Genomic DNA, 15,668 nt, shown 5'->3' with positions numbered 1-15,668 from the left:
ATGAGCAAATTATCAACTGTTTGGGTATTTAGTGACATGACTGCTCGCTTACCTGAACTTATCGGTGGCGCCCTTGCTCTAGGAGAGCAAGTCAATGTATTAGCACTTGATGACACACAAAGCTCACAAGCTTTCCAACTCGGTGCAACGCAAGTTTTTCAACTGGCAGGTAAACCTGACGATCGCATTATTGAAGATTATGCGGACACTATCGTTTCAACCATCAAACAGCATGGCGATAACGGTTTATTGCTATTACCTAACACCCGTAGGGGTAAATTATTAGCGGCACGTTTAGGCGCTAGACTGCAAGCAGCCGTTTCTAACGATGCGGCAGCAATTACAGTCGAATCAGGAAAACCCGTTATTAAACATATGGTTTACGGTGGTCTAGCCTTTGGTCAAGAAACCTTAGAGAGCTCATTTTCGATTGCCACCCTCGCGACAGGTACATTTGAAGCTGCACAAAATGATGCATCACGTAGCGGTACGGCTCAAGCTGTGCAATGGGTCGAACCAAAACAATCTATTGTACGTACCTCGGTTCAGAAAAAAGCAGGTAACTCCGTTGAACTAGACAAAGCGCGTCTGGTAGTCAGTGTGGGTCGTGGGATTGGTAGCCAAGAGAACATTGCAATAGCCAAAACATTAGCAGATACCATTGGTGCTGAAATTGCCTGTTCACGCCCAGTAGCAGAAAATGAAAAATGGATGGAACATGAGCGCTACGTTGGGATCTCCAATTTGATGCTCAAACCAGAGCTTTATCTCGCAGTAGGGATTTCAGGTCAAATCCAGCACATGGTTGGTGCAAATGGAGCCCAAATTATTGTGGCCATTAACAAAGACAAAAATGCCCCTATTTTCCAATTCGCAGACTATGGGATCGTTGGGGATTTATTCAAAATCCTCCCGGTACTCACTCAACAACTGGCTAAATAAACCAAATAACAGTGGGGCTTTAGCCTCGCTGTTTAGTGACCTTTGGAGAAACTATGTCCGACGATATTTTTGATGCGATCATTGTAGGCGCTGGCCTAGCTGGTTCGGTTGCTGCACTGGTACTTGCCCGTGAAGGTGCTCAAGTTCTCCTAATTGAACGAGGAAACTACGCGGGCGGTAAAAACGTAACGGGTGGGCGAATGTATGCCCATAGTTTAGAACGGATCATTCCTGGGTTTACCCAAGACGCACCTATCGAACGCATGATCACCCGAGAAAAGCTGTCATTCATGACAGAAACTGGCGCTGTAACCGTCGATTTCCAAAATGCAGCTGAACAAAAACCAGAGGAAACCTCTTGGTCTGTGCTACGTGGCAAACTCGACCCATGGCTAGTTGAACAAGCTGAAAATGCTGGTGCACAGTGTATTACGGGGATTCGAGTTGATAAGTTAGTTGAACGCGATGGCAAGATAGTTGGTGTTGAGGCTGATGGAGACGTACTTGAAGCTAAAGTGGTCATTTTAGCGGATGGCGTCAATTCACTGCTTGCCGAACAACTTGGTATGACAAAACGCGTCAGTGCGGAACATGTCGCGGTTGGAGTAAAAGAGCTTATTGAGCTACCGAAAGATATCCTGGCTAACCGTTTTAATCTTAAAGAAAAAGAAGGTGTTGCATGGTTATTTGCAGGGGCTCCTACTGATGGCCTAATGGGAGGCGGCTTCCTATATACCAACGAAGATACGGTTTCTTTAGGTCTAGTTTGTGGTTTACACCACATAAAAGACGCCAAAAAGTCTGTTCCTCAAATGTTAGAAGACTTTAAGAATCACCCTGCCGTCGCCCCCCTAATTGAAGGCGGGAAAATGCTCGAATATGCCGCACACGTCGTCCCTGAAGCTGGTCTAAAAATGCAATCCGAATTGGTACGCGATGGTGTTTTAATTGCTGGTGATGCTGCGGGTATGTGTATGAACTTAGGCTTTACCATTCGCGGAATGGACTTAGCGGTCGCTTCAGGTGAAGCTGCGGCAAATGCAGTACTCAACGCGATGAAAAAAGAGGACTTTAGTAAACAAGGACTCAGTGAGTACCTCAAATTACTCAACGAAGGCCCTCTTCGAGATATGAACATGTACCAAAAAATGCCTGAATTTTTGGATAATCCACGCATGTTCTCTGCCTATCCAGAAATGGCTGTCGGTATTGCGAAAAAGCTATTCACTATTTCAGATGAAGCTCCTATCCCGCTGCGTAAGACCATGTTACAACACGCGAAAAAAGTGGGCTTTATGAATTTGCTCAAGGATGGAATCAAAGGAGTCAGAGCAATATGAGTAATCCAGTCAACGTTGATATCAAACTCGGTATTAATAAATTTAATGTCGATGAAGAAAACCCACATATTGTTGTGAAAGAGCATCCAGACATGCAGGTGCTTGAAACATTAACCAAAGCCTGCCCAGCAGGTTTGTATAAAAAACAAGAAGATGGTTCAGTTCGTTTCGACTATGCAGGCTGCCTTGAATGTGGCACTTGCCGTATTCTAGGCCTAGATAGTGCATTAGAAAAATGGGAATACCCACGCGGCACATTTGGCATTGAATTTCGTTACGGCTGATTATTTCGTATTACTCTCGAAGTGACATGCTTCGAGAGCTTTTGAGCGGTTATTTGCGCTGATACAGGGATGCATAATGAAACCAAAAAGTTTTGATGACATTCAATTTTCTTCCGTTCACCGGCGGATCATGCTGTGGGGTAGCGGTGGGCCTTTTCTGGATGGTTATGTGTTAGTCCTGATTGGCGTTGCTTTAGAACAACTTACCCCTGTATTAAGCTTAAGTAGCGAATGGATTGGCTTACTCGGAGCAGCAACACTTGCGGGTCTCTTCATAGGAACCTCCCTATTCGGCTATATTTGTGACCAAGTCGGTCGCCGCAAAATGTTCTTAATTGATATTGTTGCCATTGGTACTATTTCTGTTGCGACCATGTTTGTCTCAACACCGATGGAGCTGCTCATCATGCGGTTCTTAATCGGGATAGTAATTGGTGCAGATTACCCGATTGCAACGTCAATGATCACCGAATTCTCTAATACCAAACAACGCGCATTTGCTGTCGGTTTTATTGCGGCAATGTGGTATGTGGGCGCAACCTGTGCCAATCTCGTCGGTTATATGCTGTATGACGTTCAAGATGGCTGGCGCTGGATGCTTGGCAGTGCAGTTATCCCCTGCATCGTCATTTTAATAGGCCGTTTTGATTTACCGGAGTCCCCTCTTTGGCTTATTCGTAAAGGCCGGGTCAAAGAGTGCGAAAAAATGATGGAAAAGCTGTTTGGCCAGCCCGTGGTATTCGAAGCTGAAGAACAACAAAAAACACATTTCCTCCAGTTATTCACTAAGCGCCATTTTTCTTTCGTTCTATTCACTGCCATTATTTGGACCTGCCAAGTGATCCCGATGTTTGCAATTTACACCTTTGGCCCACAAATTGTTGGCCAGCTCGGTTGGGATCAAGGGAAAAATGCCGCACTAGGTAACGTGGTTATCAGCCTATTCTTTATGTTAGGCTGCTTACCCGCGATGTATTGGCTAAATAAAATGGGACGGCGGCCACTATTGATTGGTAGTTTTGCCATTATGACTCTTGCACTGGCGATACTTGGGCTATTCTCAAACCTCGGTATTTGCCTTGTGATTATTATGTTTGGCATTTACGCATTCTTTTCAGGCGGTCCCGGTATTTTACAATGGCTCTATCCTAATGAACTATTCCCAACAGATATCCGTGCCTCTGCCGTTGGGGTAATTATGTCCATCAGCAGGATTGGAACCATTTTTTCAACATGGGCACTACCGCTATTTATCACTAAATACGGCGTCAGTTCGGTAGTGCTGATGGGGGCGGGTGTTTCACTTATAGGGTTGATTGTCTCAGTTCTATTTGCCCCCGAAACCAAAGGCTTAACCTTAGCGCAAACCTCAGTGATGGGTATTCGGCGTGGAAAGAAGTAAGAGAAGCAAGAGAAGTTACTACGATGAGCAATTATATCCAATACGCTAAATAGTTTGGGTTATGGCTAGGCGGCAAGTGAATAAGACCCTAGGAGCATACAAAAGTATGTGACTAGGGCGAATAAACGCGGCCAACAACGCCACAGCCAAAATATGACTCGTATTTAGTTTGAAATACGATAAATACCAATACGCTAAATAGTTTGAGTTGTGGCTAGGTGGCAAGTGAATAAGACCCTAGGAGCATACAAAAGTATGTGACTAGGGCGAATGAACGCGGCCAACAACGCCACAGCGCAAAATATGACGCGTATTTAGTTGGTTGAGAATGGCATGATCTCATACCAAACCAGCAACCAAATAGTCACATAGGCAAAAATCGCGGCAATAATATCATCAATCATAATACCAAAACCGCCGCTGACTTTTCGGTCAAAAAACCGTATCGGCCATGGCTTCCACATGTCATAAATGCGGAAAATAAAGAATGCGGTGATGACCCACTCATAATCAACAACAGGGATCGCCATTAGCGTAATCCACATCCCGATAAATTCATCCCAAACAATACTGCCATGGTCATGAATTTTCATATCGTCGGAAGTGCGCTGGCAAATTAGGCAACCAATCCAAAAACCCACGACAATGAGTACCCACACACTCCAAATTGGCATATTTGCCATTAATAACCAAAAAGGTATCGCAGCAAGAGAGCCCATTGTGCCAGGCACAATAGGCGAAAGGCCACTACCAAACCCCGTAGCCAATAAGTGCCAAGGATTACGCATATTTAGCCGTTTTTTTGCTCCTGCTTTTTCTTGGCGACTTGCCATTCTATGCACCTTCCGAAACAAAATGATCGAAACCTTTTAGGTTTACATCAACTTCTTGGTTATTGCAAAAGTAGCTAATTCCTTCAGACTGCGGCTTAATTTGCCCGATACACGTAAAGCCTGATCCCGTATGCGCTAATGCCATCTCTAACGCCCCACGATTAATTTCAGGAACGGTAAAACAGAGTTCGTAATCTTCACCACCACTCAAAGACCATAAGCGCCCTTGCTCAATACTACAACTTTGTTTCAACGCTTCTGATTGAGGCAATGCATCTAAATTAATGCGTGCGCCACAACCACTCGCTTTCAAGATATGGTTAAGATCAGAAACTAAACCATCCGAAATATCAATTGCTGAAGAAGCAAGGTTTCTCAACGCTTGGCCTTGTAAAATACGTGGCTGCGGACGTAAATGACGCGCAATTAGCCATTCTTGATGCTCTACATTTTTAACATTCAGCTTATCTTGCAAAATAGCTAAGCCAGCTGCGCTATCACCTAGAGTACCCGTGACATAAATCCAATCACCATTGCGCGCCCCTGCGCGAGACATCGCCTTACCATTTGGTACTAAGCCATGAACCGTGTAGGTTAAACTCATTGGTCCGCGTGTTGTATCACCACCAATCAATTGCATTCCATAATAGTTAAGCTGTTCAAACAAACTATCACTAAAGGATTGCAACCAATCACAATCAACGCAAGGCAATGTAATTGCTAAAGAAACCCATGCAGGATCCGCCCCCATCGCCGCAAGGTCACTTAAATTAGAGGCTAATGATTTATAAGCAAGATCAGCTGGTGAAATGGTTGGTAGGAAGTGAATACCAGAAACAAGAGTGTCAGTGCTTACAGCAAGTTGCTGTTTTTCTGGAATGGTCATCAACGCACAGTCATCCCCAATACCGATATTAACATCACGTCGGTTAGTGGTTTGACGGTTAAAATAACGCGCGATGAGGTCAAATTCGCCATATGACATGGTAGATTTTCCGTTTTCGCTATATCTATTTTCGTTTGAGACGAAGCAAATAATTTACACCCTAATAATTCAATAATAGGTAAATAATGCATAATTGCTAACCTAAATAACGTATCTAATTGGCCACAATTATTTTTCGCTCACCTATCATTGAAATATCGCGAGCATATAAACACAAAGGTAGACTGGAACCCAGCCTACCTATTCATTACCGTAGTGCAACAGGAGGGAACCCTGGTATTATTATTTTTTACGGCGAACCGCAGGTGCAGCTTTATCTAATACACCGTTAACGAATTTATGGCTATCTTCTGCGCCAAAAACTTTCGCTAATTCAATACCTTCATTGATTGCAACTTTATAAGGTACATCTTCACGGAAACTTAATTCAAACATGGAGACACGTAAAATCGCTTTTTCTACCTGCCCTAACTCTTCGAGCTGACGAGATAAATAAGGCGCCATCAGTTGATCAAGTTTTGTCGCGTTGGTCGCAACACCTGATAACAGTTCACGAAAATAGTTTACGTCAACGTCTGACATGTCCTGTTCAGCAATAAACTCATATTCGACTTCAGCAATTGGATTGCCAGATAATTGCCATGAATAAATGGCCTGTACAGCACACTCACGAGCGCGGCGACGAGCAGCAGGTTTCACAAGATTCCCCTTAAATTTAAAAACTGTACACAAAGAACACTTGTTGCATTGCGTTATCTACACCATTGTGGCGAAAAAACGGCAACATAGAGCTAATTGTGTATTATTTGCCTTTGATGGCCTTAATTACATTAATCATTTCCAGTGCTGTCAGTGCAGCTTCAGCACCTTTATTACCTGCTTTAGTACCCGCACGTTCAATGGCTTGTTCGATATTTTCAGTGGTTAACACACCAAAAGTCACTGGCACTTCACTGTTCATCGCGACATGGGATAGGCCGGAGCTACATTCACCTGCAACATATTCAAAGTGAGCGGTACCGCCACGAATAACCGTACCTAATGCAATGACTGCATCGTATTTATTCGTTTCAACTAATGCTTTTGTGGTCAACGGCAGCTCATAAGCGCCTGGAACCCACACAATTGTAATGTTGTCATTTGAAACCTGACCAATGCGTTCTAACGCATCAACAGCACCTTCCAGCAGACTATCATTAATAAAGTTGTTAAAACGAGCGATAGCGATAGCAACACGCGCTTGTGGCGCAGCAACAACACCTTTAATTACGTTCATAGCCTTCCTCTAATATTAATTATAACCCGCGGGGCGCGGATTTTATCACATTCTTTCGTGTATCGTACGTATGATTTTCAAAAAAACCACTTACCATACGGGACGAAGCCTGACACGTAGGTCTGGCCCAACTTGCGTCACTTCTGTAAATTCAAACTTTGGCGCATCAATAAGGGCATTAAGCGGTGGGAAGTCCACTAGGCCTCGAGCGCTATTTCCTAATAATTTAGGCGCAATATAGACAATCAGCTCATCCACTAGACCTAACTTAAGCAATGAGCCTGCAAGTTTTGCCCCTGCCTCAACCCAAATGCTATTCACATTACGTTTAGCCAGTTGCATCATCAAAATGACGAGGTCAGTGCCGTTTTCATCTGCAGGAATAGCGATTTGCTCAACTTGCCCCTGCCATACTGCATTTTCATCTGGGTTTGAACGCACTAACCAACATTCGCCATCTAATTGAGTGACACGATGCTCAGAAGTCACTCGATTGTGGTTATCTAGCACAATACGGATGGGTTGACGGACTTGTTCTTCAGGGTAAATTTGCTGAATATTACTAGGTAATTCTTTCCAACGTACCGTTAAAGAAGGGTCATCGGCAACCACGGTGCTGCTGGTACTTAAGATAGCACTAGCCTCGGCTCGAAGAGCTTGCACATCTTTGCGAGCTGCGGGGCTGGTGATCCATTTACTTTCCCCAGTTCCAAGGGCGGTTTTGCCGTCTAGTGAAGCGGCGAGTTTTAATTGAATATAGGGAAAGCCAGTACGCATACGTTTTAAGAAGCCGCGGTTAGCCGCTTCTGCATCATCTAATAAAACATTACTGCGCGTTTCAATTCCTGCTTGCGACAACATATACAAACCGCGGCCCGCAACTTGAGGGTTTGGGTCTTGCATGGCAGCGACGACTCGGCTTACACCTGCATTGATCAGCGCTTCTGCGCAAGGCGGGGTACGGCCGTGATGGCTACAAGGCTCAAGGGTGACATAAGCTGTTGCCCCTTGCGCTTTATCACCGGCCATTCTTAATGCGTGAACCTCAGCATGGGGTTCACCTGCTTTTTGGTGATACCCCTCACCAACAATGACACCATCACGCACAATCACGCACCCGACATTTGGATTAGGTGATGTGGTAAAACGCCCTTTTCGTGCCAATTCAAAGGCACGAGCCATATAAATGTTGTCTTGTTCAATCATTGGCGTTAATCCTGTAATTTAGCGATTTCTTCGCCAAACTCACGCACATCTTCAAAACTGCGATAAACAGAAGCAAAACGGATATAGGCAACTTTATCGAGCTTTTTCAGCTCATCCATAACCAAACTGCCAATTAATTTCGACGGAACTTCACGTTCCCCGGTTGCCCGAAGCTGGGATTTAATCGAAATAATAGCTTGTTCAATGGCATCAGAACTTACAGGTCGTTTTTCTAATGCCTTTTGCATACCCCGATTAAGCTTTTCTTCATCAAAAGGTTCGCGGATATCATCGCTTTTAATGACCCTAGGCATGACCAGTTCAGCAACTTCAAAGGTTGTGAAGCGCTCATGACAAAGTAAACATTGGCGGCGTCTACGGACTTGGGACCCTTCACCGACCAGACGCGAGTCAATAACTTTCGTATCTACAGCTGAGCAGAATGGGCAGTGCATAGCGTTTCCTGAATCTATTTAGGGGGAGGTAGTTTACCCTACTATGCAAGAAAAAACACCCTAGAAGATGTCTCCTAGGGTGCTCTTGCTGCTCTTCATATTTCGCGTTGTAGGGGTGTTGGCATCGCTTATTAACCCTAGTCACATACTTTTGTATGCTCCTAGGGATATCGTTCACTTGCTGCCTACTCACAACACGAACTATTTTGAGTGCTAATTGACTTAGTTATTCATCGTTTTTAAAACTAAGGCAGTAATGACTCTTGGTCTGCGCCTTCTTTTTCGACTTTCGCTTGCATCAAGTGTTCACGTTTCATACCCATCTTCAGTGCTAATGCAGAAGCCACATAAATAGATGAGATAGTACCGATAGTTACACCGATTAACATAACCAATGAGAAGCCTTCCAGCATTGCACCGCCAAATAGGTACAGCATCAGAACCACTAATAATGTGGTGGCTGATGTCATGATGGTACGGCTCAATGTTTGCGTCAAAGAGACGTTCATGATTTCATATGGTGTACCACGGCGAATTTTACGGAAGTTCTCACGGATACGGTCTGATACAACGATACTGTCGTTCAGTGAGTAACCGATAACCGACATCAATGATGCCACGATAGTCATATCTATCTCAATATGGAACAGAGACAGAATTCCTAAAGTAATTATCACGTCATGCGCGAGTGACAATACCGCACCCGCAGCTAAGCGCCATTCAAAACGGAAGCCGACATAAATCAAGATACAAATCAACGCAGTTAACAGAGCCAAAGCCCCTGTTTGCGCCAACTCAGCACCGACACTCGGCCCAACGAATTCAATACGCTTAACGGTTGCTTTATCATCTACACTCTGGTTGATGATTGTGATAATTTCTTTCCCAACTTCTTGACCCGCAGTGCCTTCAATTGGCGGAATGCGGATCATGATGTCGCGGCTGCTACCAAAGTTTTGGATTAATGGATCTTTATGGTTCGAGTTAGACAAGCTATCACGAATTTTATCCAAATCAGCTGGCTGACTTAAGTTGATTTCAATGACCGTACCACCAGTGAAATCTAAGCCCCAGTTAAAACCTTTGACGCCAATAATCACAAAAGAAGCAATCAGTAATACGATAGAAATACTAAAAGCAACGTTGTCCCAGCGCATAAAGTCATAGACTTTACGACCATAGTTCAATTGTTCAACAGTATAATCCTGTGCCACAACGTGCTCCTTAAATTGACAGCTTGTTAATACGTTTACCGCCGTAAAGCAGGTTCACGATAGCACGTGTACCGACGATAGCTGTAAACATAGAGGTTGCGACACCAATCGCTGTCGTAATCGCAAAGCCTTTAATCGACCCAGTACCCACTGCATAAAGAATAATCGCAGTGATAAGTGTCGTTAAGTTTGCGTCTGTAATACTTGAGAAGGCGCCTTTATAGCCTTCATGAATCGCTTGCTGGACAGACCGCCCATTTCGCAGCTCTTCTTTTATCCGCTCATTGATAAGAACGTTCGCATCGACGGCAACCGCAAGGGTTAACACGATACCGGCTATACCTGGCATGGTGAGTGTCGCGCCCGGTAATAAGGACATTACACCAACAATTAACACCAAGTTTGCCAACAGCGCACTACTCGCAATCAAACCAAATTTACGATAGTAAATAATCATAAATAGGATAGAAGCTAACAGACCTGCGATACAAGCTTTTAGCCCTTGCTCGATATTTTGCATACCCAGTGTTGGACCAATGGTTCGTTCTTCAACAATTTGGATTGGTGCAATCAACGCACCCGCACGTAACAGTAATGAAAGCTGGCGAGCTTCAGTGCCGTTAGTAATACCGGTAATACGGAATTTACTACCAAAACGCGCAGAAATACGTGCCGCATTGATGACTTTTTCATCTTTCACCAAAATTGAACGGCCTGTTGCGTCTTTTTTGCCACTGTCTTTGTATTCAACAAACAGCGTTGCCATCAGCTTGTCTTGGTTATCACGCGTAAAGTCAGACATGATAGAGCCACCAGCACTATCTAGGCTGATACTCACTTGTGGTTGACCATTTTCATCCGCTTCAGAGGTTGAATCGGTAATATGGTCACCCGTTAAGATCACACGCTTATATAACACGTAAGGCATGCCTTCACGGTCATATTTAACTTCTGAGTCACCTGGTACACGGCCACTTTCTGCTGCTGAAGAATCGACTGAAGTATTCACCAAACGGAATTCTAATGTCGCAGTCGCACCTAAAATTTCTTTTGCGCGAGCGGTATCTTGAATACCCGGTAATTCAACGACAATTCGGTCAGCACCTTGGCGTTGAACAAGTGGCTCCGCAACACCTAATTGGTTTACACGGTTGCGAATAATAGTAATGTTCTGAGAAACAGCATAGTTACGTGCTTCACGTAAGCGCTCGTCGGTCATAACAGCAATCATAGTGTTATCGCTGCCATCACTAAAGACTAAGTCTGGGTATTTACGAGACAATGCTTTTTCAGCTTGGCTACGATCATCCGCGTTACGGAAGCGAACTTCCACGCTGTAATCATTGCCTTTACGAATAGAAGAGTACGCAATGCCTTCTTGACGCAGGTCATTACGCAAACCATCCATGTTTTGTTCCTGCAATTTACCTAATGCAGTGTCCATATCAACTTCCATCAGGAAGTGAACCCCACCACGCAGATCAAGACCAAGCTTCATCGGTTCACCACCGACAGCTTCAAGCCACTTAGGCGTTGCAGGTGCAAGGTTTAATGCAACAACATACTGGTCACCCAGTGCATTCATGATCACTTCACGCGCACGTAACTGAACATCAGAGTTGTTGAATCGGGCTAAAATCGCCCCATTTTCTAGAGAGATAGATTTACTCTCAATTTTATCGTCTTTTAACGATTTTTGGACTTGGATCAGCGTTTGTTCATTGGCGGCGGTTCCCCGCACGCCAGTGATCTGAACAGCCGGATCCTCACCATATAGGTTTGGAAGCGCATAAAGCAAACCGATGAGGATCGCACAGATCAACATCAGATACTTCCACAAAGGATAACGGTTTAGCACGGCAGTTCCCTTCGGGAGAATCAGAATTAAATTGCTTTCATTGTGCCTTTAGGTAAAACAGCAGCAACGAAATCACGTTTGATGGTTACTTCTGTGTTCTCACTCAGCTCAAGAACCACATAACCGGTTTCAGACACTTTAGTTACACGTCCGATTAAACCACCAGTTGTTAAAACTTCATCACCTTTAGTGATAGATTCCATCAATTTACGGTGTTCTTTCGCACGTTTTTGCTGTGGACGCAAAATCATGAAATAGAAGATCAGCGCGAAAACAACAAGCATGATAACCATCGTGTATGGACTACCTTGCGCTGGTGCACCTGCTGATGCCGCTGCTTCAGAAATAAAAAAACTCATTCAACTTTCCTCATTGTTTTATTGAAAGCAATTTTACATACAAAAAAGCTAAGTTTGATATGCTACACAGATTAGTGGCATTTCGCACTTAAATTCACTCGATATTTAATGAAGGTTCGGGTTTACCAATCTTTTGGTAAAAATCTTTAGCAAACTCTTCAAAATTCCCATTTTCAATGGCTTGGCGAATACCGGCCATCAAGCGTTGGTAATAACGTAAATTATGAATGGTATTGAGCCTTGCACCAAGAATTTCATTACATCTATCAAGGTGATGCAGGTAAGCACGGCTATAATGACGACAAGTATAGCAGTCACAATCAGCATCCAGTGTTGATGTGTCTGATTTATACTTAGCATTACGAATTTTTACCACGCCATTTGTCACAAATAAATGTCCATTTCGTGCATTTCGCGTTGGCATCACGCAATCGAACATATCAATACCGCGGCGAACACCTTCCACTAAGTCTTCCGGTTTTCCTACGCCCATTAAATAGCGTGGTTTTTCTGCCGGAATTTGCGGGCAAACATGTTCTAAAATACGGTGCATATCTTCTTTCGGTTCGCCTACGGCTAAGCCGCCTACAGCGTACCCATCAAAGCCGATTTCCACCAGCCCCTTAACTGAAATATCACGTAAATCTTCGTAAACACTGCCTTGAATGATACCAAACAGTGCATTTTTGTTGTTCAGTTCGTCAAAACGTTGACGGCTACGTGCAGCCCAACGCAGCGACATTTCCATTGATGTCTTTGCATAGTCCCAATCCGCAGGGTATGGCGTACATTCGTCAAAAATCATGACAATGTCTGAGCCGAGGTCATACTGGATTTCCATCGACTTTTCAGGGCTTAAGAAGACCTTTTCACCGTTGATAGGGTTACGGAAGTGCACACCTTCTTCTTTAATTTTGCGCATCGCACCAAGGCTAAAGACCTGAAAACCACCTGAGTCGGTCAAAATTGGGCCTTGCCATTGCATAAAGTCATGGAGGTCACCATGTAACTTCATGATTTCTTGACCTGGGCGTAACCACAGGTGGAAAGTATTCCCCAATAAGATTTGCGCGCCAGTCTCTTTGACTTCTTCGGGAGTCATGCCTTTAACCGTACCGTAGGTTCCTACTGGCATAAATGCAGGGGTTTCCACCACGCCGCGCTCAAACACTAAGCGACCACGGCGTGCATTGCCATCGGTCGTCTGTAATTCGTATTTCACATTTGCCTCCTAGCAGCAGAAAAACAGTCTGTTGCTATCGATAATATTAATTTGCTAAGCAAGCAGCTGCTGCCACCGCTTAAAACTGATTACTCACCAATTTTCTCGGAACTGGCATGCGCATTCGGCGTGATGAACATCGCATCACCGTAACTAAAGAAACGGTATTTTTGTTCCACCGCTTCTTTATACGCATTCATGGTGTTTTTGTATCCAGCAAACGCAGAAACCAACATAATTAATGTAGATTCAGGTAAGTGGAAGTTGGTGATTAGCGCATCTATCACCTGATATTCATACCCAGGGTAAATAAAGATTTGGGTATCATCAAAAAATGGAGCAATTAAAGCACCTTGGCTCACTTTTGCGGCACTTTCTAGCGACCGAACAGACGTCGTTCCAACAGCAATAACGCGATTGCCTCGTGCTTTACAGGCTAAAACAGCGTCTACGACCTCTTGTGGCACTTCTGCATATTCCGAATGCATAATGTGATCTTCGATAGTATCAACACGCACAGGTTGAAAAGTACCGGCTCCCACATGCAATGTCACAAACGCCATTTCTACGCCTTTTTGGCGCAATGCTTCAAGTAACGGTTCATCAAAGTGCAAGCCTGCCGTTGGTGCTGCCACAGCACCCGGTTTTTCGCTATACACGGTTTGATAAAGTTCTTTATCTGACTCTTCATCAGGGCGATCGATATAAGGCGGCAGAGGCATATGACCAATTTGGTTTAGAATGCTTAATACATCACGTTCATCGTCGAAACGTAGTTCAAACAATGCACCATGACGTGCAACCATCGTTGCCTTCACGCTTTCATCTTCGCCTAGCAGTAATTCAGCCCCTTCTTTTGGTGCTTTTGATGCCCTAACATGAGCAAGTACGCGGTGTTCATCCAACATACGCTCAATCAAAACTTCAATTTTACCGCCGCTAACTTTACGCCCAAATAACCGTGCAGGGATCACGCGAGTGTTATTGAACACCAGCAAGTCACCGCGCTCCAATTTTTCTAGAATATCGGTAAAAACACCATGCGTGAGCTGCCCTGAGCCACCATCTAAGCTTAATAAGCGGCAAGCGCTACGCTCAGCCTGTGGATAATGGGCAATTAGTTCTTCAGGTAATTCAAAAGTAAAATCAGAAACACGCATTGTATTGACATCAATCTAAAAAAACAGGCGACTAGTCTAGTGCCGCACCGACTTTGGCGCAAGAAATAAGCGCAAAATCGCACAAAAAAACACCATTATTTAACAAATATTTTGTTAGTAAAAAATTCTGTACGCTATTTATCCATTCAAAGAATGAATTATTTCAATTTTACTCAACTTTTATGACACATTAACTTCCGTCTTTTTTCTTTTTCTTTTTCTACTAAATAAATATACCCCATGAATTTCGAATTAGAGCAAGGCAGCAAGCAAATTGATCCCTAGGAGCATACATCAGTATGTGACTAGGGTCGGTTTGTGCAGCTAACACGGCTATAATTTGAAAGGCATCGGGTATATCATAGAAGGATGAATTACCTAGCTCACCTCCACCTGGCCCACCTCGCTGACAGCTCCTTGCTCGGCAACATCATGGCTGACTACGTCCGCGGTAACCCTACGGGCCTTTATTCATCCGACATTGTCTCTGGTATCTTTATGCATCGAGCCGTCGACCGCATTACAGATACCCACCCTTTAGTCAAAGAAGCTAAACTACTGTTTCGCGAGGAATACCGTCGGGTCGCTCCTATTACATTAGATTTAGTTTGGGACCATTTTTTATCTTTGCATTGGTCAACTATTGAGCCATCAATACCGCTAGCGGACTTTGTACGGGACTGCCGAAAAATAATTGAGCCTCAGCTTTGTCATACCCCTGAAAAGTTTCAGGAGCTAAATGAATATCTTTGGCCCCAACAGTGGCTGATACACTACGCAGATAAGAATTATATTGGAAAATCACTCAATGGAATGGCAAAACGGCGCCCCAAGCTCAGTGCGTTAAGTGGTTCATTTAACGACTTTTTATTGCAGTATGATGCGTTGGAAAATATTTTTTTTCAATTTTACCCACAAATGATGGCCAATGCGCTGCAACATTTTTTTGTACAGAGTGTCACAATTAACACAAAGGAATAAATTAAAGCTTGCACTTTAGTGGAATAAAACTATCTTATTGATATTAATTTGATAAACCAGTATTATTGATAGTCAAAACCTATCACAATAATCGGTTTAAATGTCTTTATTATCAAAAGATATTTTTCTATTCTTTTAGAAGTCTATGTCCACATTATTTATCAGTGATTAAATCATCGGTGATAAATAG

General features: G+C 43.8%; 16 protein-coding genes. 5 read left to right on the top strand and 11 right to left on the bottom strand.

The annotated features are described in order from the left end of the window. The 4 genes from PSF67_RS12820 (at position 1) to PSF67_RS12805 (ending at position 3,968) form a co-directional block, all read left to right on the top strand. On the top strand, positions 1 to 942 hold the full coding sequence (locus tag PSF67_RS12820) for an FAD-binding protein (protein ID WP_195698216.1): 942 nt from the start codon (positions 1 to 3) through the stop codon (positions 940 to 942). Between the two features lie 53 nt (positions 943 to 995). Further along, positions 996 to 2,282, top strand: a complete 1,287-nt coding sequence (gene fixC, locus PSF67_RS12815) for an FAD-dependent oxidoreductase FixC (RefSeq protein ID WP_210848907.1) — start codon at positions 996 to 998, stop codon at positions 2,280 to 2,282. Continuing rightward, a complete protein-coding gene (gene fixX / locus PSF67_RS12810; protein ID WP_102139020.1) occupies positions 2,279 to 2,566 on the top strand; it encodes a ferredoxin-like protein FixX in 288 nt (95 codons plus the stop codon). Before fixC ends, fixX begins: the two co-directional genes overlap by 4 nt. 76 nt (positions 2,567 to 2,642) lie before the next feature. Continuing rightward, the gene (locus PSF67_RS12805) at positions 2,643 to 3,968 is read left to right on the top strand and encodes an MFS transporter (RefSeq protein WP_430442090.1); all 1,326 of its coding nucleotides are present in this window, start codon (positions 2,643 to 2,645) and stop codon (positions 3,966 to 3,968) included. A gap of 314 nt (positions 3,969 to 4,282) precedes the next feature. On the opposite strand, the gene pgpA is transcribed toward PSF67_RS12805, so the two are convergent. From pgpA to queA, 11 genes are all read right to left on the bottom strand, one after another. Continuing rightward, positions 4,283 to 4,801, bottom strand: a complete 519-nt coding sequence (gene pgpA, locus PSF67_RS12800) for a phosphatidylglycerophosphatase A (RefSeq protein ID WP_272677035.1) — start codon at positions 4,799 to 4,801, stop codon at positions 4,283 to 4,285. A 1-nt stretch (position 4,802) separates the two neighbouring features. After that, entirely contained in the window at positions 4,803 to 5,786 is a 984-nt protein-coding gene (gene thiL / locus PSF67_RS12795; RefSeq protein ID WP_181490045.1) for a thiamine-phosphate kinase, read from the bottom strand. Positions 5,787 to 6,029: 243 nt separating this feature from the next. Continuing rightward, entirely contained in the window at positions 6,030 to 6,446 is a 417-nt protein-coding gene (nusB, locus tag PSF67_RS12790; RefSeq protein WP_036958557.1) for a transcription antitermination factor NusB, read from the bottom strand. A 103-nt stretch (positions 6,447 to 6,549) separates the two neighbouring features. Next, entirely contained in the window at positions 6,550 to 7,023 is a 474-nt protein-coding gene (gene ribH / locus PSF67_RS12785) for a 6,7-dimethyl-8-ribityllumazine synthase (RefSeq protein WP_004905531.1), read from the bottom strand. Between the two features lie 90 nt (positions 7,024 to 7,113). Then, the gene (gene ribD / locus PSF67_RS12780; RefSeq protein ID WP_102139015.1) at positions 7,114 to 8,229 is read right to left on the bottom strand and encodes a bifunctional diaminohydroxyphosphoribosylaminopyrimidine deaminase/5-amino-6-(5-phosphoribosylamino)uracil reductase RibD; all 1,116 of its coding nucleotides are present in this window, start codon (positions 8,227 to 8,229) and stop codon (positions 7,114 to 7,116) included. Positions 8,230 to 8,234: 5 nt separating this feature from the next. After that, positions 8,235 to 8,684: a transcriptional regulator NrdR gene (gene nrdR, locus PSF67_RS12775; protein WP_102139014.1), complete on the bottom strand. Its 450-nt coding sequence runs from the start codon at positions 8,682 to 8,684 to the stop codon at positions 8,235 to 8,237. Between the two features lie 245 nt (positions 8,685 to 8,929). Further along, complete coding sequence (secF, locus tag PSF67_RS12770) at positions 8,930 to 9,898, bottom strand: protein translocase subunit SecF (protein ID WP_195698213.1); 969 nt, start codon at positions 9,896 to 9,898, stop codon at positions 8,930 to 8,932. A gap of 10 nt (positions 9,899 to 9,908) precedes the next feature. Next, positions 9,909 to 11,756 (bottom strand): protein translocase subunit SecD, encoded by a 1,848-nt coding sequence (secD, locus tag PSF67_RS12765; RefSeq protein ID WP_166266681.1) that lies wholly within the window; start codon positions 11,754 to 11,756, stop codon positions 9,909 to 9,911. 26 nt (positions 11,757 to 11,782) lie between these two features. After that, the gene (yajC, locus tag PSF67_RS12760; protein WP_004905542.1) at positions 11,783 to 12,115 is read right to left on the bottom strand and encodes a preprotein translocase subunit YajC; all 333 of its coding nucleotides are present in this window, start codon (positions 12,113 to 12,115) and stop codon (positions 11,783 to 11,785) included. A 94-nt stretch (positions 12,116 to 12,209) separates the two neighbouring features. Next, positions 12,210 to 13,337, bottom strand: coding sequence for a tRNA guanosine(34) transglycosylase Tgt (gene tgt / locus PSF67_RS12755; RefSeq protein ID WP_102139012.1), 1,128 nt, complete (start codon positions 13,335 to 13,337; stop codon positions 12,210 to 12,212). An 89-nt stretch (positions 13,338 to 13,426) separates the two neighbouring features. Next, complete coding sequence (gene queA / locus PSF67_RS12750) at positions 13,427 to 14,497, bottom strand: tRNA preQ1(34) S-adenosylmethionine ribosyltransferase-isomerase QueA (protein WP_102139011.1); 1,071 nt, start codon at positions 14,495 to 14,497, stop codon at positions 13,427 to 13,429. 369 nt (positions 14,498 to 14,866) lie between these two features. Between queA and PSF67_RS12745 the strand changes: the two genes are divergently transcribed. After that, positions 14,867 to 15,478, top strand: a complete 612-nt coding sequence (locus PSF67_RS12745; protein WP_166266679.1) for an acyl carrier protein phosphodiesterase — start codon at positions 14,867 to 14,869, stop codon at positions 15,476 to 15,478. The last annotated feature ends 190 nt before the right edge of the window (positions 15,479 to 15,668 follow it).

It is taken from the genome of Providencia sp. PROV076, assembly GCF_028483405.1.
In the GTDB taxonomy this organism is placed as follows: Bacteria; Pseudomonadota; Gammaproteobacteria; order Enterobacterales; family Enterobacteriaceae; genus Providencia; species Providencia huaxiensis.
Note: the sequence above shows the minus strand (reverse complement) of the source record. Positions and strands in the feature narration are given on the sequence as shown.